The 23,701-nt window shown below is 44.7% G+C and carries 26 protein-coding genes and 1 pseudogene; 25 read left to right on the top strand and 2 right to left on the bottom strand.

Going from position 1 to position 23,701, the window contains the following annotated elements:
* Positions 1-94 precede the first annotated feature (94 nt).
* Complete coding sequence (locus tag WH45_RS04105; protein ID WP_046213130.1) at positions 95-535, bottom strand: helix-turn-helix domain-containing protein; 441 nt, start codon at positions 533-535, stop codon at positions 95-97.
* Positions 536-995: 460 nt separating this feature from the next.
* Between WH45_RS04105 and WH45_RS04100 the strand changes: the two genes are divergently transcribed.
* From WH45_RS04100 to WH45_RS03995, 23 genes and pseudogenes are all read left to right on the top strand, one after another.
* Positions 996-1,502 carry an ArpU family phage packaging/lysis transcriptional regulator gene (locus WH45_RS04100; RefSeq protein WP_046213129.1) on the top strand — a complete coding sequence of 169 codons (507 nt, stop codon included), beginning with the start codon at positions 996-998 and terminating at the stop codon, positions 1,500-1,502.
* A 228-nt stretch (positions 1,503-1,730) separates the two neighbouring features.
* A complete protein-coding gene (locus WH45_RS04095) occupies positions 1,731-2,207 on the top strand; it encodes a hypothetical protein (RefSeq protein WP_046213128.1) in 477 nt (158 codons plus the stop codon).
* Positions 2,208-2,247: 40 nt separating this feature from the next.
* On the top strand, positions 2,248-2,496 hold the full coding sequence (locus tag WH45_RS04090) for a hypothetical protein (RefSeq protein WP_046213127.1): 249 nt from the start codon (positions 2,248-2,250) through the stop codon (positions 2,494-2,496).
* A 301-nt stretch (positions 2,497-2,797) separates the two neighbouring features.
* Positions 2,798-3,274 carry a hypothetical protein gene (locus WH45_RS04085; protein WP_046213126.1) on the top strand — a complete coding sequence of 159 codons (477 nt, stop codon included), beginning with the start codon at positions 2,798-2,800 and terminating at the stop codon, positions 3,272-3,274.
* Positions 3,275-3,761: 487 nt separating this feature from the next.
* Positions 3,762-4,184, top strand: coding sequence for a phage tail terminator family protein (locus tag WH45_RS04080; RefSeq protein WP_046213125.1), 423 nt, complete (start codon positions 3,762-3,764; stop codon positions 4,182-4,184).
* 54 nt (positions 4,185-4,238) lie between these two features.
* Positions 4,239-4,412 carry a YqzN/YkzM domain-containing protein gene (locus WH45_RS23710; RefSeq protein WP_200897654.1) on the top strand — a complete coding sequence of 58 codons (174 nt, stop codon included), beginning with the start codon at positions 4,239-4,241 and terminating at the stop codon, positions 4,410-4,412.
* The gene (locus WH45_RS04075) at positions 4,413-5,729 is read left to right on the top strand and encodes a phage tail sheath family protein (RefSeq protein WP_046213124.1); all 1,317 of its coding nucleotides are present in this window, start codon (positions 4,413-4,415) and stop codon (positions 5,727-5,729) included. It abuts the gene before it with no gap.
* A 1-nt stretch (position 5,730) separates the two neighbouring features.
* Positions 5,731-6,192, top strand: a complete 462-nt coding sequence (locus WH45_RS04070) for a phage tail tube protein (protein WP_046213123.1) — start codon at positions 5,731-5,733, stop codon at positions 6,190-6,192.
* Positions 6,193-6,378: 186 nt separating this feature from the next.
* Positions 6,379-6,801, top strand: a complete 423-nt coding sequence (locus tag WH45_RS04065; protein WP_046213122.1) for a phage tail assembly chaperone — start codon at positions 6,379-6,381, stop codon at positions 6,799-6,801.
* Between the two features lie 195 nt (positions 6,802-6,996).
* The gene (locus WH45_RS04060; RefSeq protein ID WP_046213121.1) at positions 6,997-9,231 is read left to right on the top strand and encodes a phage tail tape measure protein; all 2,235 of its coding nucleotides are present in this window, start codon (positions 6,997-6,999) and stop codon (positions 9,229-9,231) included.
* A gap of 1 nt (position 9,232) precedes the next feature.
* On the top strand, positions 9,233-9,988 hold the full coding sequence (locus tag WH45_RS04055; protein WP_046213120.1) for a LysM peptidoglycan-binding domain-containing protein: 756 nt from the start codon (positions 9,233-9,235) through the stop codon (positions 9,986-9,988).
* Positions 9,985-10,950 (top strand): XkdQ/YqbQ family protein, encoded by a 966-nt coding sequence (locus tag WH45_RS04050; protein ID WP_046213119.1) that lies wholly within the window; start codon positions 9,985-9,987, stop codon positions 10,948-10,950. Before WH45_RS04055 ends, WH45_RS04050 begins: the two co-directional genes overlap by 4 nt.
* Before the next feature lie 2 nt (positions 10,951-10,952).
* The gene (locus WH45_RS04045; RefSeq protein WP_046213118.1) at positions 10,953-11,240 is read left to right on the top strand and encodes a DUF2577 domain-containing protein; all 288 of its coding nucleotides are present in this window, start codon (positions 10,953-10,955) and stop codon (positions 11,238-11,240) included.
* A complete protein-coding gene (locus WH45_RS04040) occupies positions 11,237-11,647 on the top strand; it encodes a DUF2634 domain-containing protein (RefSeq protein ID WP_046213117.1) in 411 nt (136 codons plus the stop codon). The genes WH45_RS04045 and WH45_RS04040 overlap by 4 nt, the downstream gene beginning before the upstream one ends.
* A gap of 4 nt (positions 11,648-11,651) precedes the next feature.
* The gene (locus WH45_RS04035; RefSeq protein WP_046213116.1) at positions 11,652-12,731 is read left to right on the top strand and encodes a baseplate J/gp47 family protein; all 1,080 of its coding nucleotides are present in this window, start codon (positions 11,652-11,654) and stop codon (positions 12,729-12,731) included.
* Positions 12,724-13,311: a putative phage tail protein gene (locus WH45_RS04030; protein WP_046213115.1), complete on the top strand. Its 588-nt coding sequence runs from the start codon at positions 12,724-12,726 to the stop codon at positions 13,309-13,311. Before WH45_RS04035 ends, WH45_RS04030 begins: the two co-directional genes overlap by 8 nt.
* Complete coding sequence (locus tag WH45_RS04025) at positions 13,308-13,589, top strand: hypothetical protein (RefSeq protein WP_046213114.1); 282 nt, start codon at positions 13,308-13,310, stop codon at positions 13,587-13,589. Before WH45_RS04030 ends, WH45_RS04025 begins: the two co-directional genes overlap by 4 nt.
* 2 nt (positions 13,590-13,591) lie before the next feature.
* Positions 13,592-15,766 (top strand): hypothetical protein, encoded by a 2,175-nt coding sequence (locus WH45_RS04020; protein ID WP_046213113.1) that lies wholly within the window; start codon positions 13,592-13,594, stop codon positions 15,764-15,766.
* A 14-nt stretch (positions 15,767-15,780) separates the two neighbouring features.
* Complete coding sequence (locus WH45_RS04015) at positions 15,781-16,104, top strand: hypothetical protein (protein ID WP_046213112.1); 324 nt, start codon at positions 15,781-15,783, stop codon at positions 16,102-16,104.
* Between the two features lie 193 nt (positions 16,105-16,297).
* A complete protein-coding gene (locus tag WH45_RS23535) occupies positions 16,298-16,450 on the top strand; it encodes a CD1375 family protein (RefSeq protein WP_156075146.1) in 153 nt (50 codons plus the stop codon).
* Positions 16,451-16,475: 25 nt separating this feature from the next.
* A pseudogene (locus WH45_RS04005) lies at positions 16,476-16,874 on the top strand (phage holin family protein); the annotation flags it as partial.
* A 118-nt stretch (positions 16,875-16,992) separates the two neighbouring features.
* Positions 16,993-17,946 (top strand): glycoside hydrolase family 25 protein, encoded by a 954-nt coding sequence (locus WH45_RS04000; protein WP_046213109.1) that lies wholly within the window; start codon positions 16,993-16,995, stop codon positions 17,944-17,946.
* 22 nt (positions 17,947-17,968) lie between these two features.
* Positions 17,969-18,247, top strand: a complete 279-nt coding sequence (locus WH45_RS03995; RefSeq protein ID WP_046213108.1) for a holin — start codon at positions 17,969-17,971, stop codon at positions 18,245-18,247.
* A 358-nt stretch (positions 18,248-18,605) separates the two neighbouring features.
* On the opposite strand, the gene WH45_RS03990 is transcribed toward WH45_RS03995, so the two are convergent.
* Complete coding sequence (locus WH45_RS03990) at positions 18,606-20,483, bottom strand: 5'-nucleotidase C-terminal domain-containing protein (RefSeq protein WP_082096529.1); 1,878 nt, start codon at positions 20,481-20,483, stop codon at positions 18,606-18,608.
* A gap of 462 nt (positions 20,484-20,945) precedes the next feature.
* Here WH45_RS03990 and WH45_RS03985 point away from each other — a divergent pair, with 462 nt between their 5' ends.
* Together WH45_RS03985 and WH45_RS03980 are read left to right on the top strand one after the other, a co-directional pair.
* On the top strand, positions 20,946-22,586 hold the full coding sequence (locus WH45_RS03985) for an ABC transporter substrate-binding protein (protein WP_046213107.1): 1,641 nt from the start codon (positions 20,946-20,948) through the stop codon (positions 22,584-22,586).
* Positions 22,587-22,691: 105 nt separating this feature from the next.
* Complete coding sequence (locus WH45_RS03980) at positions 22,692-23,696, top strand: ABC transporter permease (RefSeq protein WP_046213106.1); 1,005 nt, start codon at positions 22,692-22,694, stop codon at positions 23,694-23,696.
* Positions 23,697-23,701: the final 5 nt, after the last annotated feature.

Genomic DNA, 23,701 nt, shown 5'->3' with positions numbered 1-23,701 from the left:
TCGTAAGCGTTTGGCGTTATAGGTGCAGCTGTAATCTCCAACTGCCGGTAGAGCAGAGACTGCAGGTACAGTCGTCTGCATGGGCGACGATGTCTCAGGAACGTTTGCGGCGATCATCCGGGGCAACCGGCTTGCGTTTGTTCATCTGCTTGGCTTCCCAGAATAACCCGGTCAACACATCCTTGATCCGCTGCTTGTCTTCATCATCCAGCGGAACACCGTCAAACATCAATTCACCATCTTCCTCTAACATTTTTTTGAAATCACGTCTGTCCCGTGCATTCGCCCACTCCGGAGTCTGCTGATTCTCCTCGGGTCGCAGGTATCCGGCCCGGTCCATCATTTCCGCATACGGGACACCGAGCGCCCTGGCGATTTTCTCAATCGTCTGCGGCTTGGGTACACCGCGTTTGCCATTTTCGATTCGTGAGATTTGTGAAGTGCTGATGCCGGCGAGGTCTGCCAGTTGGTTAATACTCCAGTTCTTCTGCTCACGTATTTGCTTCAAATAACTGCCAAATGAAGAATTATCCACCGACAAAACACCCTTTCTATAGGCACTGTGAACACCAATCGTTCATAACATGACACAAGAAGTCAAAACGTATATATGTACTATACCCCAATATTGCCATTAGGTAAACAATGGAAATCCTTTCTTTGCCAAAAGGCACATGGTGAAGAGAATAATGGAGATAATGAACGATTAAGAGGTGAAAATGACCTTAAACCGGATTTTACGAAGAGCCTGTCAGCATGGTATCTTAGGAATACGAAATGCGAACAAAATACGAACATTAACAAAAATATGGAATTTTTAGTGGTTAAATCAGGAATGAACAGGTTATATATCCAATATCGTTGCCAAAAGGCAAAATTAGAAATGCCAGATGGAGACGAGCGGCGGCTGAAGCTGCCACGACTGTTGTATCGCTGTATTACGTATACCGTTGATTTTCTTTACCTAATATATTACATCCGAGGAGTGTTGTACAATGAACCCGATGATTTCCCTGCCCGAGCTGGACCGCCGACAGACACGCGCTGCTGTAGAAGCTGTTTTTGAGAAATACCGTATTTACAAGACGATTACGTTTGAGATGAGAGAGACTTCGCTTACAGCTTCATATGAAGCAAGAATGCACGGACCGACCAATGTGTCCGGAGATCCGACGGCAGGTGCAGCCATTTATAATGTAGATACTCCTGCTGCACGCCGCGCTTACTGCGAGCGTGTGGAGGCGATCGTGGAACGGCTGAATGAGCGGGAGCAGCTGCTCGTACGCGAGCGCTATCTCAAGCATGATGATATTTTCGATTATAAAGTATACAGCTATCTGTTCGATCCACCGATCAGCAAAGACACCTACGTCAAGATCCGTGCCCGTGCCTTTTACAAAATGGCTCTCGCCCTGGCCGATACCGGCATGATCCGATTGGATGAGCTGATGCCGCAGAAGAAGCGTACCCGCCGGGCAGAAGCTTCCTGCAGCACTTCCTGATAGGTTATGGTGAAAGGAATAATTCAATTATTCTTTGTAAGCTGTCTGTTCACACAGGCAGCTTTTCCCTTGTTAATTCGCTGGTGAGTTTTTATAGAGGAATGATAGTAATCGTTTTTATAGGTCTTTTTGATCAAAAAAATAAACAACAAAATAAGCCTTACTTCGACATCCCAGAGCATGTATATTGTTAAAGTAATAAAAATTACATATTTGGGAGGAAATGACTTGAATTCGAATTTGATCAAAAAAGTGACGGTTAGTGTGGCAGCAACAGCTTTACTATTTTCTATAGTTTCTCCTTATTCCGCTTCAGCAAATGCTACTTCGGTGAGTTCTGCCACATATAATAACTCACCTGCACCGGTTGTACCACCTCTTGGAGGTCAAGGACATGTCGGAGGAAATGCTGAGCAAGGAAAAGTCGGCTGGACTATCAAAGGAATCAAAGCTGCTCTAAAAGCAGGAAAGACAAAGATTGACAATGCTATATCAAAAGCTGTAGGATATCTACCTGTAAGTCAATCAATGAAAAATAAAATTATTGCCGTAGTAAAAGTCGAAGCACTCATTAAAGCTCTAGATGTAGTTACTGATTTTAGTGGCAGTATTGAAGACGCATTGTCGCAAGCAATCGTGCACTTGGGCATACCAGGTTGGATCGCAGATATTATTGCTCGTGCAATAAGTGCTGTATTGTTATAAAACACAAATTTAAGACAGGTATGGAACTAGCGGAGGGAAAATGAAAAAAAAATGGTATCTACGTCCAATGGTCATTATAATTCTATCGATTGTTACCCCTCCAATAGGATATATAAATTTATTTTTAAATAAAAAAAATATAGATTCCAAGGAGTGGCTTGGTTATTTGGCCATTTCCACTATTTTTACTGCGTTATGGGTAACTAAGTTCTTGCCTCATGATTTGCGTATTCCGGCTATTATATGCGTAGCGTTACTGGGTACGTTTTTATTGACCAAAAAGGAATAGTAAAACAGGATTGATTTATGACTGCCGAGCTGCCCGCTGATCCGGGCAGCTTTTTTTGTCTGCTGATTCGGTTAGAACTTTCACAGGTAATTCATAATGATGTGGTATGATCGCATAACAGGAAGAAATAAGGGTAGAAGAAGATAATTTATGGTATCGACCGCTATTTTATGTTATTTTATGGTAAAATAGTAGGCGTTTATACTCATGCGGATTATCGCTGTACATAGAATATCGGATAGCCATCAGACAACTGCAGGCGATCATCCAATATAAGCCAAGGAACAGGAGCTCTGATTTTGTGAAAAGGGAATTAAATACCGCGAGGAGATCTGCCGTCCCAGCGGCAGCCGACCGGTTCAGATTACAGCATGTATACAAAGCCTGGCTGTTTGACAGTACGGTCGTCTCTCTGCTCGTCAGCGGTCTAAGCTCGATCTATCTTAACTTTGCTTTGCAAAACACCGTGCTCGTCTCGGAAATGGGAATACGTTCGCAGCTGGTGGTATTGCTGCTGCTCTTTGTACCGCTGTTCGGTTATTCGCTGGTCGTTCTCGCGCCGCTGAACCGCTGGCTACGCTTGAATATTCAGCGAATGCCGCTGCAGTTTCTTCTATTTAATGGAATAGGCATTATCGTCAGCTGGGCAATTATGCTGTGGATGCCGCTGCCGGCATGGTTCAGCTCGCCGTTGCTGCTATGGAGCATTCCGGTATTTGCGATGATTTCCTATCTGTTCTCTAGTGTGTTTCTCAATTCGTCTCCGACGGAGCAGTAGTGGTAGTTGTCGACAATGGGAAATAGGGGATATACATCAAAGTCTGCCTGCGGGCAGGCTTTTTTTTGTACGGTTTGCGGATATAGGGGTGGAAGCATATACTGCTTCTGTACTGGCGCAGGAACAGATGGTAAAGGATTGATCTATACAAAGGCTGCTGAATAGGTATGTTATGGCGGGACATACAGGCTGGAAATGTCTGAAATGGCGCTGCTGCAGGACTGATCCAATTCCGGCGTCTTTTTACCGCTTTTCTACCTCCAAACTCAACCGATAACCGTCCTTTTTTCGTCCATAGCACCGTCTCCGTTAGGAGAAATCCGGTGTAAGATTGTATTATCGGAAATGAAGAAACAAGGAACACCACAGGGATAAAAATATTCCACATAATGAGTCTTTACATTGGTGGTGCAAAGTTTCCTTATCTTGATTCCGTAAGTAATAACCGAAGGAGGTGAGCGTCCTTCTCGGTAAAGGAGGAAGAAACATGAATGCACAGGAGGTTGTCACCTATGTGCAATTATCACTGCATGAGAAGTTTCCAGACATTCCGTTTGAACGGGCAGAAAAGCCAGAGCCAAAGCAGCCGAGGTTGGAGTATCGCTTGGTTTCAGTAGACTTTACGCGTGAGCGTAGTGATCGATTTGTACGTGTGTACACGTTAGAGATTCGGTACGTTCCAGCAGCTGAACATTATGCGGATGAGCAGGTTGAACAACTATTTGAAGCGCTTGAGACTATCGGGACTGGCGAAGATTTGTGCCGGGCCAGTGAATTACGGTGGGATACGGATGACGGTATTCCCCGAATCCGGGTCAACTATCCGGTACGCACTGTTCGCCCGCCGGCTTCAGGTGTACTGATGAGTACAATGGACCAACATGTATCCCCTGCTTCCCATGTAAAGTAGCAGATGGAGACAATTTAAAGGTAGAGCAAACGTATATCAAAGGAGAGAGAAACAATGGCTGAACAAGCTGCTGTCGGTTCATACCGAAAAGAGCAATTTATGCAATCAACAAAATTCACTCAGCTTGAAAAGGATGTACTATCCGGGCTGCTGGAAGAAGACAAACCGTACACGATTGAACAAGCAACATCTCTGCTACATCAATTTATGAATAAGGAGGCCAATTAAATGGCTGGAGGAACTTATACAACACAAAATAAAATTCGCCCTGGTGTATATATTAACTTTGTATCTGAGGGTAAACTCCCTGGGACACTGGGTGAGCGTGGCACGGCAAGTTTGGCATTGAACCTTGATTGGGGAGCACCCAAGAAGATGTTTACCATTGTTGCTGGAGACAATACGCTGCAGACTCTTGGTTATGACTATACTTCTCCACAAATGCTACTGATTCGTGAAGCGCTCAAGCGTGCACAAAAGCTCATTGTATACCGTCTAAATGATGGTACACCTGCTTCTGTAAAAGTAGAGCCGCTGACAGCAACAGCCAAATATAGTGGTACAAGAGGCAATCAGTTGACAATCGTAGTAGAAACGAATATTAACAATGAAACACAGTTTGATGTAACAACGCTGCTGGAAGGTGCTGTGGTCGATAAGCAGACAGTAAGTACAGTAGAAGAGCTGGCGAGCAATACCTATGTTGTCTTCAGTGGTAAGGGGACACCTGTACCGACTGCGGGTGCTCCACTGGCTGGAGGTACAAGTGCGCTGGCAACCAATGCGGATCATACCGCATATCTGGAAAAGCTTGAAGCACTGGAATTCCAGACAGTCGGTTTGATCTCGGATGATGCTTCCCTGAAATCGGTATATGCTGCATACATCAAACGTCTGCGCAGCAATGAGGGCAAAAAGGTACAGGCTGTGCTTGCCAACTACCCTAATGCTGATCATGAAGGTGTAATCAGCGTGAAAAACGGTGTGGTGTTGAGTGATGGTACAGTACTGGATGCAAAACAGAGTGTAGCCTGGGTAACAGGTGCAACTGCCGGTGCTGCTGTTAACGCATCCCTGACCTATAGCGCTTATGACGATGCTGTAGATGTTAATGGGAAGCTCACTCATACCGAGACAGAGGCAGCTTTGCAAAAAGGGGAGTTTGTATTTACAGCTAGCAGCGACCGCGCTGTAGTGGAACAGGATATCAATACATTCGTGTCCTATACGCCGGAAAAAGCACGCCATTTTGCCAAAAACCGTGTGGTGCGTGTACTCGATAGTATTGCCAATGACCTTAAGCGTATTTTTGAATCGTATTTTATTGGTAAAGTGAATAACAATACAGATGGACGCAGCTTGTTCCGTTCACAGTGTGTAGCGTATCTGACAGATCTGCAAAACATTGGAGCAGTACAGAACTTTGATGCTCAGTCGGATATTAGTGTAACTGCAGGTAATGAAGTGGATAGCATTGTAGTAGAAGTAAATGTACAACCTGTAGATTCCGTTGAAAAAGTATACATGAAAGTGAAGGTGGTTTAAGATGACATTTCTAAAAGCGAAAGATACCATTTCCGGCCAGGAAGGCCGTGCGTTTGCAACAATCAATAACCAGGTAGAGGAAATGTTTTATATCAAAACGCTCGAAGCTACCGTAGAAAAGCAAAAAGCCGAAGTGAAAACGCTGGGACGCCGCGGAGTGCAGCATAAAGCAACAGGTTGGTCAGGATCCGGTACCATGACCATCTTTTATATGACTTCCCGCTTCCGTCAGATGATGCTGGATTACATGAAGACGGGTGTAGACACGTACTTTGATATCGAAGTGACAAACGAAGATCCAACATCGAGTATTGGTTACCAGACTATTATCCTGCGCGATGTGAATCTGGACAGTGTCATTATGGCATCGCTGGATACTGAATCGGATGCACTGGAAGAAGAAGTAAGCTTTACTTTTGATGGAGTAGATATTAACCAGGCATTTAGCGCACCGGCTCAGTAATTCAATTAATTCATGTAACAACGTGTTTATAATATTTAAATAAGGTGGCTATGTACCGGATGAGCACATATATTTTGAGGTTTCTTCCGGTACATCTGTCATCAGTTCAGCGGAATATTAGATATGATGCCAAAGCGGATATTGTTGAATATTAAAATATTGCACAACTATTAGGAGGAATTATCCATGAGTGAATTAAGCCTGTTTTTTGCACAAAACGTATCTTCTGACGTAGTAGAAGAATTTGTAGTATCTGCACGATTCAAAGATGCAGATGGTAACCCTGTAAGCTGGAAACTTCGTAGCATGAATGAGGACGAAAATCAGGAATGCCGTAAAGCAGCTACTCGTAAAGTGAAAGGGAAAAATGGCATGTATACGCCAGAGATCGATCCTAATGAATATATGGCTAAGTTGATGAGTGCCAGTGTTATCTATCCTGATTTGAAAAATGCAGACTTACAAAAATCCTATGGGGTAATAGGTGCAGAATCCTTGCTGCGCAAAATGCTTCTTCCAGGTGAGTTTGCTGCATTGGGTGAACGTGTACAGGAATTGAACGGTTTCAACCGGGATATGAATGATTTGGTTAATGACGTAAAAAACTAATTAATGGAGGCGACAGCGAAGCGAATCTAGCTTACTATGCCCTCCATGAGTTGCACATCTTACCACATGATTTAATGAAAATGTCTATCCATGAACGTGCTGCGATCTACGCAATGATTGCAATACGTGTGGAGGCAGAGAAACAGGCACAACGTAAGCAAAAAAGGAAATAATTGATGTATAGGGGGTGAAGCAATGGCGAATATAGGAGCACAGTTGGTTGGGAATATTAGTCAAAGTCTGTCTGTTAGTATCTCAAGGCAGCTTAGTATAGCTTTGAGTAATATTTCAATTAATGTACCTGTTTACAACATTACCAATTCGTTTAATCAGGTAAATCAGACTGTGCAAAATGTCAATAACCATTTAACCCAGCTAAATGTTACTCAAAATAATTTTAATAATACATTGCAATTGACACAGGCAGCTCAACAACGAGTTACTGATACTATTAATGACACAGCAGATGCTCAAAATAATCTGAATGATTCTTCTCAAAAAGCAGAAGATTTGGCTGATAAGCAGGCTAGTAAATGGGAGAATATTAAAAATCACATTGCCAAGGTAGCAGCATTTGGAAATAAGTTGGCTTCTGGGGCATATGGATTAGGTAAAGATTCGCTTGCTGGAGCAGCTGAAGATGATACGATGAGACGTAAATTTGTTGTTACTACAGGAAGCGGCCAAGAAGGAACAGAGTTATTTGAAAAGTACAAAAAGGGAGCATTATCATCAGGTATGAATCCAAAAGATGTACTTTCAGGCTCTCTTTCTTTTCTTAAACAATCAGCTAATGACATGCAAACAGAAAAATTAAATAATATGGCATCTAAACTTAGTGTGTTATCTGGTCAAAGTTATAATGACACTGTTAATGCTTTAATTAGTGGAATGCAAGGTGATACTAAATCTTTAAATAACTCATTTGGTATTTCTGCAAAAGGCATGGAGAATGCAGGCGTTGCTGATAAAGGAAAATCGGGAGATGTGGATGGTTATATCCAATCCTTGGATGCGTTAATGGAAAAGCAAGGTTTTACTCAAAAAGCTTTCGATACAATGATGGATTCTCCTAGTGCAAAATGGACGCAATTGACGAATAATTATAGTAATACGTTAGCTTCAGTTGGTTCACAAGCTTTAACTGCCTTAGTTCCTGCCTTAGATGCATTAAATAATGCATTTGAATCAGACCAGTTCCAAGTGCTTATAGATGCTCTGACTGCAGGCTTTGTAGTTGTTGCTAATGTTGTAGCAATGCTGGTTAATGGGTTGCTGTTTTTGACGGGTGTCATTCAGCAGCATTGGGACATTGTCTCACCTATACTCAGTGCAATTGCTTTTGTGTTATTGGCAGCTATGATTATACAACTTGGAATTATTGCAGCAGAATGGCTCATGATAAATTGGCCTATTTTGCTCGTAGTGGCTGCTATTGCTCTTGTTATATCTATTTTGCAGATGATGGGTATAAGTGGTTCTGAGATGATGGGAATGATCGTAGGTGCGATATACGCAATAGGAGAAGTATTTAGGATCGTCTTTATGGCAGCGTGGGCATTTGTAGCCATTGTTGTTAATGGAGTTGTAAAACTTTGGTATGACGCAGTGTTTACCGTACAAACTATTTTCTACTCATTAAAAATGTACTTTTTGCAAGTGATGTATGATCTTGTATATGGAGCAGAATCGTTCGCTAATGGATTTACTTCGTTGATTGCTGATGCGATGAACAGTGTTATTACAGGTATTAATACAATACTTCCCTATTTTAATAAATTGTTCGGTACAAATTGGGGCAGCATAGATTTGTTAAAAGGGACAGATTTTCATGGTGCAAGCGACAGTGTAAAAAAAATGATGGGAGCTTTAGAGAGCCAGGCTCCTCAAAAAACTAAAAATATGTTTCAAATGGATCAACCAGAAATCAATGCTAATGTGGGTGGAGCCAATCAAAACGGTGTTAAAGCTTGGCAAGGATTGAGTGATAAATTAACTAATGGTACAAGTAAAGTAAAAGATTCTTTAAGTAACTATCAAGGTACTCCATTAAAAGGTGCGGATGTTGTTAAAACACCACCACCTGCTGTACATTCAGCAATGAATCATGGAGGAGCAACAGGAGTTGGAGTAGGTATGCCAGGAGGCTATCCTCCAGCTGGAAATACTGAAAACAACATTAATAATGTAAAGAGTGTTGATAGCATCCGTAATATTGAAGGTACAGTTGATATCTCCAGTGAAGATTTAAAATTGCTGCGCAATTTGGCTGAGATACAAGCCATTCAGCATTTTGTAAATCTAACCCCGACTGTACAAGTGACTACCGGTGATATTAATAGTGGTGCAGACCTGGACACAATTGTCGGTCATATTGGTCGCAAATTGGAAGAAGAATTTGTCTCGACCGCGCAGGGGGTGTATACCTGATATGGAGGAGTATGGGTTTTTCCTGGCGTTTAATAATCAAAGCGAAGCGATCCGACTGCCAGTAAATCCTGAAAAAATTGAGATTAATAGCAGTGGGGATGGAAAAAGTTACACTATCATCGATCTTGGAGAGATTAATTCAATCCAACCAAACAAGCTGCGCGAAATTACGTTGGAAAGCTTTTTCCCAGGTCAACGTTATCCATTTGTTGTTGGCAAGGAGTTACAAACCCCTTACTACTATGTAGAAATGATCCAGAAATGGATGGAGACAAAGCGTCCTATCCGTTTTGTGTTTTCTGGTCTACAATTGCCCGAGTCTGCATTATCTGGAGATACAGCAGTAAAGAATGCAAAGGGCGAAATAGAACGTTTTATTTCCAATGAAACATTCATGGCAATCAACATGGCAGTCAGTATTGAAAAATTCGACTGGACACTGGCTGCGGGAGACTCGGGAGACATTCAGTTTAAGCTGTCCTTGAAAGAGTATGTCTTCTACCGTGCACTCAAAGTTAAAATCAAAAAAGACAAAGACAAATCTACCTTAGCCAAAAAGCGTACCGACACCAAAGTAAATCCCAAAACTTACAAATTGGTTGCTGGAGATTCGCTATGGAAGATTGCCAAGAAACAATTGGGAGATGGAAGTCGGTACAAAGAAATACAGAAGCTGAACAATATCAAGGATAGTGAGCTGCGTAAATTGCCGATTGGAATGGTGATCAAGCTGCCACAGAAAGAGGCTGCCCAATGATACAGCTTCATATCGATAACAAACAAGGCAGTCTCTGGGACATATCTGGTATTGCTTCGGATATCACCTGGAAAACCAGTCGAATAGGCAAACCAGCTTCACTGGAATTTACATTGATTAGTGATGGTTTCTACCAGAAAAAAGATTTTGACGTACAAAATGGCTATGTGGTTCGCTTCATCTACAATGAAGCGAACCTTTTTTATGGCTATATTTTTACAGTAAGTACGGGCACAGATAAGCAGATAAAAGTGACTGCCTATGACCAGGTGCGTTATTTGCTTGGTAATGACACATTTGTGTTTACCAATGTAACCGCAGATGAAGTTATCCGGCAAATCGCAACCAAAAATAATTTAAAACTTGGAAAGCTGGATAAAGGCAAATATACAATTCCGTCACTGATCGAGGATAACAAGAAGCTGCTGGATATTATTATGGGTGCCTTGGATCATACGCTAGCGTACAAATCACAGTTGATGGTCTTTTACGATGACTTTGGCAAGCTGCGGTTGCAGGATATCCGGAGTATGAAGCCTTCTGTCATTCTCGGAAAAGGCCATTATTTGTATGATTATTCGATCAAGAAAAGTATTGATTCGGATACGTACAATCAGATCAAATTCTATCGTGATAATAAAGATACCGGACACCGGGATATTTTTATCAAAAGAGATCTTAATCATATCGGTGCATGGGGATTACTCCAAAAGTATGAAAAGGCAGAAGATAGTTGGAATATCGCTCAGATTGAGGAAGCACTCTCACTTAACCTGAAGCTATATAATCGCGAGCAGGTCACCCTGTCTGTAGATGCAATCGGTGATGTCAATGTACGTGCAGGGCAGTTTGCTTATATTCTGCTTGATGAATTTGAAGTACAGGTTTATCTGGTGGAAGAATGCAGTCACAAATTTTCCGGGACAGATCATACAATGTCTCTCGATGTGAAGGTGGTGTAAATATGCTTGATATTATTCGCAAAGCCAGTCTGGGAGCTGTATCCAATGCAAATCCAATGGCTGTAATGTATGGAACTGTGCTTAATAATCAACCGCTGGAAATTAATATTGATCAACGGTTTACTCTGCCGGCCTCGGTGCTCGTTATACCGGAGACGATCAGCAAGCTGACCGCTGAGGAAAATGGAACGACAGTAACCGGTTTACGGATCGGCGATAGAGTACTGCTGCTGCGTGTTCAGGGCGGTCAGAGTTATGTGGTACTGGATCGGTTGGTGAATAGCGTATGATTCCTACAGGATTACAGCTGCAGCCGGATCAAAGCCTGGATACTGCAGATCTGGTTATGCCGGGTTTGACTTATAAAGTAGATTGGGAACGCGGAATTATTGCTGGTAAAGTAGATGGCCTGGATTCTTTGCGACAGGCGGTATTAAAAATTCTTACTACAGAGCGTTATCAACATCTGATCTATAGTAACGATTACGGTACAGAATATAGAGAAATTCTTGGTAAGGATCATCTATATGTGCGGGCAGAAATTCGAAGAATGATTACGGAAGCTCTACTGCAGGATGATCGTATCGAACAAATTGCCGATTTTCGTACAACATGGACATCAGGTGATGATATTCGGGTTAGCTTCACTGTACAGACTGTATATGGAGCATTTCAGATTGACGAGGAGGTGAGCTAAATTCATGTATGAGACGCAAACGTACGAAGCACTACTGGAGCGTATGCTGGATCGTGTAACGGATCAAATGGATAAACGAGAGGGCAGTATCATCTATGATGCTCTGGCACCAGCAGCATTGGAATTGGCTCAAATGTACGCTGAACTGGATATTCAGCTGAATCTTTCTTTTGCAGATACGGCGACAGGTGAATATCTGGAACGTCGTACAGCTGAATATGGTATCCAGCGAGAGCCAGCTACTCATGCCGTTCGTAAAGGGATTTTTTATAAAGGTGATGGTACACGAGCAGAAGTACCCATTGGCAGTCGATTGGCCAGTGGAGATCTAGTCTATGAGATAACTGCGCGTCTCGGTGCAGGTGAATACGCACTCACCTGTGAGACCGCAGGCGAGACTGGTAATACTGCAACCGGGGCTCTGCTGCCACTTGATTATATTGCCGGACTCGCAGCAGCTGAACTGAATATTGTACTGGTGCCCGGAGAAAATGCTGAAGATGATGAGACATTGCGGTCCAGGTATTTGCAGGCCATTAATGAACAGCCATTTGGCGGTAATATTTCGGATTATAAGCAGACCATCAATGAGATGGAAGGAGTCGGAGGCGTCAAAGTATTCCCGGTTTGGAAAGGAGGAGGAACGGTCAAATGTACTATTATTGCCAGCAATGGACGTCGTCCTTCAACTGAGCTAATTAGCCGTGTGCAAACAGCTATCGATCCGGTTGTGAATAGTGGAGAAGGCATTGGACTTGCCCCCATTGGACACCGGGTCACAATTGCAGGAGTAGAAGAAGTAGTCATCACTGTAAGTACAAAATTAACACTGGAACCTGGTGCCACTGTAGGGCAGGTGAAGTTGGATGTGAATGATATACTCGCAGCCTATGTCAAAGAGCTGACAGCTGGCTGGAAAGATCAGGAGCAGATCATTATCCGTATTAGCCAGCTGGATGCCCGCATTGTAGGTGTAAAGGGAATTGCAGATGTAACGGATACTACAGTTAACGGCAAACCGGCCAATCTGGTATTGGGAGCTGAACAGATTGCCGTATGGGGAGGAGTGGGCACCCTTGAGTAACCGATTAATGCAGTATGAGCCGGAATATTATCATTCTGTAAGAGAGTTTATTGCCTTGCTGGATACAGAAGAAATGGAGATGGATCAGCTTGAAGCAAGCCGTTTGAGACTGCTTGGAGATCAGTTTGTCATGACATCCAGTGAAGCGGCATTACGTCGCAGAGAACAACAGCTGAAGATTCAGGCTGATCCAACGATCGAAACGCTGGATTTCCGCCGCCGCCGGATTGTTAACCGCTATACAACCAAGCCACCATTTACAATTCGTTATTTGCAACAAAAACTGGATCAGCTATTAGGGGCAGGTAAAGCGAGTGCGACAGTAGATATTCAAAACTTTGTGCTGACAATTATGGCCAATCTGACAGATGCGGCGGTATTCAAGGAAGTTAACTATACGGTGCAAACGATTAAACCGGCTAATCTGGCTTATATGCAGCAAACATCGCTTAGAGAGTCCATTATATTGCACGAAACGGCTTATCGTTATACTGCTGAACGCAATACGAGACTGTCTACCCGGTGGAAGCTGGGCAGCACGCCATTTACGATGCTTGGAGAGGAGGTTCGGGTGTTATGATCCAGAATAGTTATCTTCAGGAAATCGCAAGCTATACCAACCAACGGATTGCCAAAGTGACATTGAATGGAGAATATCAAATAACCCAATTCAGAATCAAGCAGGTAACAGATGATCTGGTAGAACTGGAATATTTGATTCCAGCTGTTGATCTCTCATCGGTCACCCGGCTGGAATTACGTTCTGTCAGTGATGAAATCATCAGCAGCAGCGAAGTGTTTATTCCTGTTGCGGCAGATACGGTTGTTAAACAATATGTAGAAGTGAAAGGGGCGTAAGCATGGACTATCAGGCAAAGACCGATTGGAACTATAATGACACCGTAACCGAGCAGGATATGAACCGGATTGAGGCTGGACTCGGTGATTTGCATAATCGATTGGATACAGAAGTGCGACAAGAAATTGTGCTGCAACCAGGGACACAGACAATAACGGCTAAACGGGATACACCATTTCAGCTTACCGGAATTACAGGACGTATGCTTCTCAATCTGGAGGCTCGAACATGGGGACCGAACAAAAGCATGGCCGGTTTGGCTGGCTTTCAATCGACCATTACGCTGGATAGCAGCAAAAGTGTAGTTGGTGGCGGTTCGGTGAAAATTACAGCCACTACTGCCAATACCATTGCAGATGCAGTTTCGACCAAACCCTATCAGTTAAAAGCAGGAAAAAAGTACGTTGCTGTAGGGCATATTTATAATGAGTCTGCTAAAAGCGTTTTACTGGCTTTGCAGGGTACTTCGGTCAGTACGCCTGTATTTACTGATAAAGGTAAATGGATTACTGCCTATATGAAGTATAGCCCGAGTGTAGACGTGAACAATACACAGATCGTCGCCAGACTTAATGCGGCAGCTGCAGGCAATATAGCTTATGCAGATGGACTCAGAATTTATGAAATTTCGGATGCCGAATATACAGCTCTTGATAAAATGACCGTGGATCAGATCGCTGTGAAGTATCCATATACGGAGGGGCTCGCTGGAGTACGAAATCCTTATGCAATTCGCTGGACCAACAAGGATAAGACGGATGTTGCAGCCATGCTGGCTTTTGATACTGAATTGTTGGCTTCGCCAGTGATCACTAATGATACAGATCGTGATACATTATTTTTAGGAGTGGAAGGTCAGTATTATAAAAACGCAATCTGGCGTAAGCGCGCATTACCTGGCGATTTGAACTGGGTAATAAGTGCCAGCCTATCCGGTTTTAAAGAAATCAAAATTGTCGGATATGAATCTTACTCACCTTCTACAGTCATCCCAATAAAATTTGATGGAACAGTTATGCTAAATACTGTCTCCAATAAAGCAGACGTGGCTTCCTTTGATGGTGCAGGTAATTTTTATTTAACAATTTCAGCAACTGATAGCGGCTGGGCAGACGGATATTCTCCGACTATAGATGAATTCAAGGCTTATATGTATGGTTGGAAGATGTATGATGGATCTACAAATGCTAATGATGGACTAGGTGTATATTCTCGTACGGACGGACTTAATAAACGATGGACCCCACTTACCAGTTTCAATGGTATAGATTATAGCGGTAATGTGTCTACGGTCCCTTCCGCCAGACCTGAAAATTTAATTCCCGGTGGCTATCGTGTATCCCGTCCAGTAAGTGACTATATGATTATGTATCGTCGGCCTGCAGCTATTCCTGAACCAATTACAATTGAAGGAGCTCTAAATCTTGATCAAGGAGATAACTTTGTTGAGACGGGTACTGGCCTAATCGTTAGAGATCAAGTGAAACCTCAATTCGCTAATGGCTCTTACTATTATATCAATGGCGCAACCATGCCAAGCTCCTCCCCTACTGAGCGTGTAAGATCCTTTTTACAAATATACAAGAATGGTAAAATAGATAAATGGGATTTTTTATCGACAGCCTCCTTTTTCGAGGTTTTAGGATTTCAACAAGCACGTATAGCAGCAGATAGATTTGATCCTCTTGCTAGCTATTCTGTATCATATTTTCCTGTTTCTTTTAATCCAACGGTAAATTTTGTAGGAGTATATCCTGAGAATGAACGAGCCATTTTTAATGACTTGATTCAAAATGTTCAACGAGTAGGTAGGCGCGTATCAGTAGTAGAAAATAAAAAAAGCGATAAAGATGGAAAATCATGGAATTATTTAACTCCTTTAAATGGTTGGTCTGCACGATTAGGATTTGGTTTTCGAATTGAGGGCAATCGAGTATGGTTCCGAGGAATTTTAAGTAATGGTACTGGTTCACCTTTAACAGAACTTTTTAGAATGCCCTCAGTCTATGCAACAAAAAGAGCATTTACTGTAGCGCTTGGAACTTACCCTAACACCTCAACAAATGGAATTGTCGGAATAGATTTTTTTACGGACGGAAGAGTACAGATCATAAATGCAGGTACTGGGGCGCTTACGAATATATCATTTGAAGGGTTCAGTTATTCAATTGATTAAAGGAGGATTTCACTATGGCAGTCTTACCAATAGTCGACTCAAAAACTGGAATGTGGATTAGACAAATCGAAACTAATTCTGAAACGTTACGAGATGGAGAAACTATAGTGTATATTCCTAGTTCAGGAGGGTTTTACGAAAATAAGTGGGATTTTGAAAGCAAGCAATGGGTCGAAGGGTTATCTGCTGAAGAGATTGAAAAGATTAAAAATTCTATGCCAGCTACGGAAGCAACGGAAACGGTAGAGAAAAAGCTTGCTCGTTTGGAACAAGCAGACCTGGACAATAAGGAGTTAATTGCATCGCTGTATGAAATGCTCCTGTCCAGAGAAAAATGATTTCGCACTATAATAAGTGAGAAATGAATACTTTTTTATGCCAGTGTAGAGAGACTGCCGAATAGAAGTGTCTATTTCAGAAAACTTATAAAATACAGCAAGCTGAAAGAGGTATCCGCCGGTGGAGAACTGGTGCAAGGATCACCTCTTTTATTTTGCCTTATGGACTTTGGAGAAGGGAGGTGAATATGTCATGAATGAAATGACATTAAAGCTGCTTGCATCTACTTACACAGCACTGATTCTCGCAGGGCGTCGTCACATCGATGATGTACCAGCGAACCTGTTAGCCTATGTGCAGACCGACCTAGATATAGTAAATGGTAGTGTCCTTCATAAGGATTAAACGACAGAGAAAGGAGAAGAAGGGGATGGGGGAGCCGTGGCCGCAAATCATCAAGGTAGTCTCGACAGCGTATGGTGCTGCTGTGGGCTACCTGTTTGGGGGTTGGGATGTGTTGATTAACTTATTGTTGGTACTTGTCATTGTGGATTGGTTCTCTGGGTGGGCGGCTGCCTGGATGAGGGGCGAATTAAAAAGCAGGGTTGGATTCAAAGGAATTATCCGCAAAGTCGCGATTTTCGTCGTCGTGTCCATTGCACACTTCATCGATCAGGCACTTGGGAGTCTGCATTACTTCCAGGATGCCGTGATCTTTTTTTATCTGGCGAATGAATTGCTCTCGGTGATCGAGAACGCCGGCAAAATGGGACTGCCAATGCCGAATATTTTGCGAAACGCCGTGCATATTTTTGAATCGAAAAATACGCCGCCGGAGAATCCGATGCTGATCGATGAAGCCCAGCCGGAAGCCGTCAAGGAAATCAAAGAAAACAAGGAAAACAAAGAAAGCCAGATCGACCATAATCAGGAGGAGGACATCCGGGATGCAGGCGAGAAACAAGCGTAATGCCCAGGGCATAGACGTCTCCCACTGGCAGGGCAGCATTAACTGGAATCAGGTCCGGGCAGATGGCCGGCAGTTTGTGTTTGTCAAAGCCAGTGAAGGGACGAGCTACCGGGATAACCGGTTTATCACCAATATTCAGGGCGCCCGCACAGCAGGAATGCTGGTGGGCGCTTATCATTTTCTGAATGCACAAAGTACTGCAGCCGCGCAGCGGGAAGCTGTTCATTTTATCGATTGCCTGAACATGGTAGGTGGAGCCAAAAGTCTGGACCTGCCGCCGGTGCTGGATTATGAGGATAATCCGGGCAAGCTGAACTCCAGCCAGATCACTGCGATCGCACTTGCTTTTCTGCAGGAAGTGGAACGCCTGGGTGGCCGCCGTCCGATATTGTATACCGGCAATGCTTTTGCGGCCCAATTCGGCCGTGGTCTGAGCGATTATGATCTGTGGATCGCCCGCTACAGCAATACCCGGGTGCCGGATGACTGTACCGCCTGGCAGCGCTGGGATTTCTGGCAGTATACCGATTCGGGCCAGGTTCAAGGAATTCGGGGCGGCGTCGATCTGAATGAATACCATAGCACGCTCGGTGAGCTGCAGGCGAGATATGCAAATAACAGTAACCAGGGAGATGAAGAACCAATGACTGCAGAAGAAAAGAAAGCTTTTGCCGCGCTGGAAGCCCTCGTCAAAACACAGGCTGACCGGATCGCGTCCCTGACCGACAGCCGGGATATGCTCAAGTCCAGCATTAGCAAAATGGACGGCCGGGTCCAGCGGGTCGAGCAGAGTCGCAGCATGACCATTCCGGACTGGGCGCAGGAAGCCGTCAACCGGGCAGTGGCTGCAGGGATTGTGGATGATCCGGAAGGCGGCAGCTATGACTTTTACCGCCTGATTACCGTAATGTACCGCAAAGGACTCATCTAACCAAACGAAAGGAGAATGCGACATGGAACTGTTCAATGATGTACTGACTTTTGCTTCGACACTCGCTGTAATTATTCTGGCGCTCGTCCAGATGGTCAAAACAGCGCTGACTATTCCCAAAAGTCTGGTACCCGTTATCGGCATGGTGATTGGGCTGCTGATTGGTGCAGCGGCATATCCATTTACCGAGCTGGATCTGGTTGCCCGCTTGTGGGCAGGTGGGCTCGCCGGTTTGTCGGCGACCGGGCTGTTTGAACTGGCGTTCAATCCGAAAAATGGAACTACCCGAGAGAGCCGCTAAACGGCAGGTGGATTGGTTGGTTAACATGGGTCATGGAAATTGATGTGTGGATCATCAGCTGGAGATGTCATTTGATCTTTGTTGTCTGAAGTGTCTATGTATAGGAAAGATGCATAAAGTTTTATATCCAGTGATTGTAAAAATCGTTTTATTAGAAACAGCAAAAAAAGGACCTGGCGCTTATAGCCAGGTCCTTTTTTGTGTTAACGATTAACTTCAACATACATAGTATTTAGCGTGTTGATTCCACTCCTGTACTGCACAGTTGAATGGTGTGATTCAAATACGGGTGGTTAAATCGCATAATATCGCATCATGCCTGTACTGCCAACTCGAACGTTACTTGCAGTAGAGCTGCTTATGAAGCATCCGGCAGTTCAAGCTTCTGGCCCGGATAGATCCAGTGCGCGTTAGTCAGGTCATTGGCATCGCGCAGTTGCTGCCAGGTTGTGCCGTGTTTTTTGGCGATGGAGTACAGGGTATCGCCATTTTTCACTACATATACATCAGTATCGGCACTTGCTGCGGGAGCAGCAGGCTTGGCAGCCGGTGCCGGTTTGGATGCTGGTTTGGCAGGAGTCGCAGGCTTGGCTGGAGCAGCCGGTTTGGCAGTGGCTGGTTTGTCAGCTGGAGCAGATACAGGCTTGACGCTGCTGCCTGGCGCTGCTGCTGCCGTAATACGATTCTCTGAAGCTGGCATATTCACACTGCCCAGAGACTGCATATGTTGGATCAGTGCTTCATCCAGTGTGCCGTACGTTCCGGTCTGCTGCTTGCCGAGGAACATTTTGTATTCGTCGCCGCCGGCTACGAGGAAGTCATTCGTAGCGACATTGTACGTTTTGTTCAGATCCAGCGGTGCGCCGGCTACCGTTACGGAGTGAACACGGCTGCCTGCCGGTTTGGCAGGGTCGATTTTGTACGTAATTCCCGATACATGGGCAAAGGCGCCTTTGGCGGTTGGATAATCGGTTGCCCCATTTTCCAGTGCAGCCAGAATGTCAGCGCCGGTCACATCAATGGAAATGACCAGGTTACCAAATGGCAGAACGGTAACCACATCCCCTTTGGTGACTGATCCGGCATCGATCGATGCGCGGATACCGCCGCCGTTGGTGATCGCTGCGTCTGCACCCGATACGGTACGCATCGCGTCAGTGATCAGATCGCCCAGATTCGTCTCGCCTGTGCGGACTTTCTCACGGGAACCGTCCAGCAGTACGGAAGACTTGGCGACTTCTTCATTCAGGATCGGCTCCTGGGAAGACTGGATCGACGTGATCAGGCTGGCTACTTCCGGGTCGGGAGTTACACTCGCAGCCGCTTTCTCATCCAGGGTGTAGGCTTCTTTTTTGGTTACATCGCCTTTGTCGACCCACAGATCGATCACGCCCAGATGCTCACCATATTCACCGGTGCTGGCGATCAGCGTATTATTTTCCATCTGACCGTTTTCCAGCAGGGTGTGGCTGTGACCATCGATGAATACATCAATGCCAGGTACCGCTTTGACAATATCGATACTTGTCTGCTCGGTGGACTGGTCCATACCGATATGACCCATCGCTACGATCACATCAACTTTACCCTGCAGCTCGGCGACCATTTTGCGGGCAGCTTCGGTAGGATCAGTAAAGTTAACATTAGTTACGTTATTCGGATTCGTTTTGTAGGCGGTTTCCGGTGTGGTCAGACCGAAGAAACCGATTTTTACGCCATTAACTTCACGAATAATATAAGGCTCGAAAGGCGCTGTTCCGGTGTCCTTTTGGGTGAGGTTGGCGGAGATGAACGGGAAGTTGGCCATTTTAGACAGTTCCAACAGACGCTCATACCCGTAATCGAATTCATGGTTACCCGGTGTCAGGGCAGCAAAGCCCATCTCGTTCATGACTTTGATAATACTCTCGCCGCGCACAAGTGTAGCGAATGAAGTACCGTGTACTGCATCCCCATCATCAAGCAGCAGAGTATTCGGATTCGCTTGACGATACAGATCGGCGAGTCCGGCAATTTTGGCGAGACCCATCGAAGGTGTCTCTTCCAAGGCATGGGCATGAACGTCGTTCGTATGTAAAAGAGTGATATGCGTACCTGTTCCCGCATCCTGCTCCGCTTGCTGTCTGATGCCTTCCACTGTGAGAGCGGATGGAGCAGCAGCATTGACCAGACTGGACATGTTCAGAGTGAACATTGCTGACACAGCCAGGCTGAAAATCATTTTTTTCGTTACCATAAGTATAATATGCCTCCCCTTTTGCTTAGTACCACTTTATTCTAGCAGTATTTTATTAAAAGTGTTACTACCTTTGGTAAGTTTATTTGTTAAAAACATAATAAATTATCATAATTATGAAGATAAATACATAATTAATAATGAATTATTATCTAACTATAAAAATCCTATAGATCAAAATGTTCGACTCTGGAAATGGAAGCGGATACTAAATAACATATATCCTCATAAATGCATCAAAAAGACGAATATGTATCGAAAACTGTCGTTTGATGTTAGTTATTAAAATAAAAAAGAGGATTATTGTAAAAATTCATTGCCAAACACGACATCATAATGTAAATTAAATTCATCCTGTGGTCAATTCCAATTCCTTCTATCTATAACAATATACATATAGATAAAAAAGATATTAGGGTATAAATTGGGTTGAACACGATTTCGCCATTCAGAAGGGAGCCAATGCTTGTGAGAAAAAGTTGGACAATGATGGTTACACTGGTTTTATCGTTTGTACTGATCCTGTCCGGGTGCAGCGGCAATAATGATTCTGCAGCACCGGCTGCTTCCGAGTCAGGTGGAGAAGCAGCTGGCGGTGGCACTCTCATCGTAGGCCGCGGCGGCGATTCGGCTGCACTGGATCCATCGATCGTAACGGATGGGGAGTCTCTCAAGATTGCCCAGCAGGTTTTTGATCCTTTGCTTGCTTACAAATCAGGCACGACTGAAGTGGAGCCTGCCCTCGCAGAGAGCTGGACCATTTCCGATGACGGCCTGACTTACACATTCAAGCTGCGCCAGGGTGTAAAATTCCATGATGGCACTGATTTCAATGCCGATGCGGTTGTATTCAATTTTAATCGCTGGAACGATCCGAACAGCGAATTCAAGTTCGAAGGTGATTCTTTCGACTATTATGATTCCATGTTCGGTCCCGAAGAAGCCCGCGTCATCAAAAGTGTAAAAGCGGTAGATGCTTCTACTGTGGAATTCCAACTGAACCAACCTCAAGCTCCTTTCCTGCAAAATCTGGCTATGCCTCCATTCTCCATTGCCAGTCCTGCCGCTGTTGAAAAAGAAAAAGAAAACTTCAAATCGAATCCTGTAGGCACCGGCCCGTTCGTATTCAAGGAATGGAAGCGCAGCGACTCGATCACACTCGATAAAAACCCGAACTACTGGCAGAAGGGTCTGCCGAAGGTTGATCAGGTGATTGTCCGTTCCATTCCGGATAACACTGCCCGCTTCAATGCACTGCAAAACGGTGAGATCGACCTGATGGAAGATCTGAGCCCTGACAATCTGGCGACGCTGGAAAGCAACCCGGATCTGCAGAAGTTCAACCGCCCACCTTTCAACGTAGCCTATCTGGGCTTCAATACAACCAAAAAACCATTTGACGATCCAAAAGTGCGTGTGGCATTAAACCATGCCGTTGATAAAAAAGGTATTATTGACGCATTCTTTGCCGGCCAGGCAGAACCAGCCGTTAACCCGATCCCGCCAACCCTGTGGGGCTATAACAAAGAGATCGAAGATTATCCATTTGACCTTGCCAAAGCGAAGCAGCTGCTGGCAGATGCCGGTTATCCAAATGGAATCGATCAGGAACTGACTTTCTACGCGATGCCGGTGTCTCGTCCGTATATGCCGGATGGACGCAAAGTGGCTGAAGTCATTCAAGCCAGTTTTGCCCAAATCGGTGTGAAAGTATCGATCCAGTCTCCGGAGTGGGCGACCTATCTGGATGATCTGAGCAAAGGGGAAAAAGACGATCTGTTCATCATCGGCTGGACCGGTGATAATGGTGACCCGGATAACTTCTTCTACCCGCTGCTCGACAAAGACTCCATCGGTGGCAATAACTACAGCCAGTATGTCAGCGAGCCGTTGCACAAATTACTGGTACAGGCACAGCAGGAGACCGATCAGGATGCACGTGCCAAGTTGTACGAACAGGCTCAGGTCATTATTAAGGAAGATGCACCATGGGTACCGCTTGTCCATTCCACGCCGCTGCTGGCCGCAACTTCCAAACTGAAAGGCTATACGCCTTCACCAACAGGTTCGGAGCCGTATGCGGACATTTATATGGAACAGTAATGCGTAAATAAGCAGACAGAATCAATACAGTTGAAATGGCATGCTGCCGATTTTGCAGTCATGTCATTTCACTGTACAAATGAACGTATGGCAGGTGATGAACGCATGGGTTCCTATATTACAAAACGTCTGCTCGTACTGATCCCGGTACTGTTGGGCATGACGCTGATTGTATTTTCGATTATACATGCCATTCCCGGTGACCCGGCGGATACCATCCTCGGAGACAAGGCGACCGAGCAATCCAAGCAGGCACTGCGTGAACAGCTGGGACTGGACCGGCCATGGCTGGAACAGTACTTTGCCTATCTCGGTGATCTGCTGACGGGGGATCTGGGCAATTCCATCCGCACCCGTGAGCCGATTGCAGAGGAGATTGGCCCTTATCTGGCGGCTACCATGGAACTGACGGTGGCGAGTATGCTGTTTGCTATCGTTATTGGAGTAAATGCAGGGATTGTGAGTGCATGGAAGCGTAATTCCTGGTTTGACTACATTTGTATGCTGATCGCACTGGTCGGGGTATCGATGCCGATTTTCTGGCTGGGATTAATGGAGCAGTGGATTTTTGCAAACGAACTGCGCTGGCTGCCTTCGATCGGAAGGATGAATCAGCGTGATCCGATGGAGTCGATTACCGGATTCTATGTATTTGATGCCATGATCTCGGGGCAGTGGTCCCAGCTGTGGACAGTAATGAAGCATCTGATTCTTCCATCGATTGCGCTCGGTACGATTCCGATGGCCGTTATTGCACGGATGACCCGCTCTAGTATGCTGGAAGTGATGCAGTCCGATTATATCCGCACAGCCAAAGCCAAAGGCATCTCCAAATTCCTGGTCATTTACAAGCATGGGCTCAAAAATGCCTTTATCCCCGTGCTGACCGTTATCGGTATTCAGACAGGAGCGCTGCTCGGCGGTGCAGTGTTGACCGAGACGATCTTCGCCTGGCCAGGCGTAGGACGATACATTTATGAAGCGATCAGCAACCGCGATTATCCGGTTATCCAATCGGGAATCCTGATTATTGCGGTCATGTTCGTGATTATCAATCTGCTGGTGGATCTGCTTTATGCATTATTTGATCCGCGCATCCAGTACAAGTAAGAGGT

Source organism: Paenibacillus wulumuqiensis (genome assembly GCF_000971965.1).
Lineage (GTDB): Bacteria > Bacillota > Bacilli > Paenibacillales > Paenibacillaceae > Saccharibacillus > Saccharibacillus wulumuqiensis.
The sequence above is the reverse complement of the archived record's forward strand: the minus strand, read 5'-3'. Positions and strand labels throughout refer to the sequence as shown.

Bases quoted from the DNA above. Each gene is read 5' to 3' on its own strand.
- WH45_RS04100 (WP_046213129.1), top strand. From the start codon at position 996: ATGAACCCGATGATTTCCCTGCCCGAGCTGGACCGCCGACAGACACGC.
- WH45_RS04090 (WP_046213127.1), top strand. From the start codon at position 2,248: ATGAAAAAAAAATGGTATCTACGTCCAATGGTCATTATAATTCTATCG.
- WH45_RS04080 (WP_046213125.1), top strand. From the start codon at position 3,762: ATGAATGCACAGGAGGTTGTCACCTATGTGCAATTATCACTGCATGAG.
- WH45_RS23710 (WP_200897654.1), top strand. From the start codon at position 4,239: ATGGCTGAACAAGCTGCTGTCGGTTCATACCGAAAAGAGCAATTTATG.
- WH45_RS04075 (WP_046213124.1), top strand. From the start codon at position 4,413: ATGGCTGGAGGAACTTATACAACACAAAATAAAATTCGCCCTGGTGTA.
- WH45_RS04070 (WP_046213123.1), top strand. From the start codon at position 5,731: ATGACATTTCTAAAAGCGAAAGATACCATTTCCGGCCAGGAAGGCCGT.
- WH45_RS04065 (WP_046213122.1), top strand. From the start codon at position 6,379: ATGAGTGAATTAAGCCTGTTTTTTGCACAAAACGTATCTTCTGACGTA.
- WH45_RS04060 (WP_046213121.1), top strand. From the start codon at position 6,997: ATGGCGAATATAGGAGCACAGTTGGTTGGGAATATTAGTCAAAGTCTG.
- WH45_RS04055 (WP_046213120.1), top strand. From the start codon at position 9,233: ATGGAGGAGTATGGGTTTTTCCTGGCGTTTAATAATCAAAGCGAAGCG.
- WH45_RS04050 (WP_046213119.1), top strand. From the start codon at position 9,985: ATGATACAGCTTCATATCGATAACAAACAAGGCAGTCTCTGGGACATA.
- WH45_RS04045 (WP_046213118.1), top strand. From the start codon at position 10,953: ATGCTTGATATTATTCGCAAAGCCAGTCTGGGAGCTGTATCCAATGCA.
- WH45_RS04040 (WP_046213117.1), top strand. From the start codon at position 11,237: ATGATTCCTACAGGATTACAGCTGCAGCCGGATCAAAGCCTGGATACT.
- WH45_RS04035 (WP_046213116.1), top strand. From the start codon at position 11,652: ATGTATGAGACGCAAACGTACGAAGCACTACTGGAGCGTATGCTGGAT.
- WH45_RS04025 (WP_046213114.1), top strand. From the start codon at position 13,308: ATGATCCAGAATAGTTATCTTCAGGAAATCGCAAGCTATACCAACCAA.
- WH45_RS04020 (WP_046213113.1), top strand. From the start codon at position 13,592: ATGGACTATCAGGCAAAGACCGATTGGAACTATAATGACACCGTAACC.
- WH45_RS04015 (WP_046213112.1), top strand. From the start codon at position 15,781: ATGGCAGTCTTACCAATAGTCGACTCAAAAACTGGAATGTGGATTAGA.
- WH45_RS23535 (WP_156075146.1), top strand. From the start codon at position 16,298: ATGAATGAAATGACATTAAAGCTGCTTGCATCTACTTACACAGCACTG.
- WH45_RS04000 (WP_046213109.1), top strand. From the start codon at position 16,993: ATGCAGGCGAGAAACAAGCGTAATGCCCAGGGCATAGACGTCTCCCAC.
- WH45_RS03995 (WP_046213108.1), top strand. From the start codon at position 17,969: ATGGAACTGTTCAATGATGTACTGACTTTTGCTTCGACACTCGCTGTA.
- WH45_RS03990 (WP_082096529.1), bottom strand. From the start codon at position 20,483: ATGGTAACGAAAAAAATGATTTTCAGCCTGGCTGTGTCAGCAATGTTC.
- WH45_RS03985 (WP_046213107.1), top strand. From the start codon at position 20,946: ATGCTTGTGAGAAAAAGTTGGACAATGATGGTTACACTGGTTTTATCG.
- WH45_RS03980 (WP_046213106.1), top strand. From the start codon at position 22,692: ATGGGTTCCTATATTACAAAACGTCTGCTCGTACTGATCCCGGTACTG.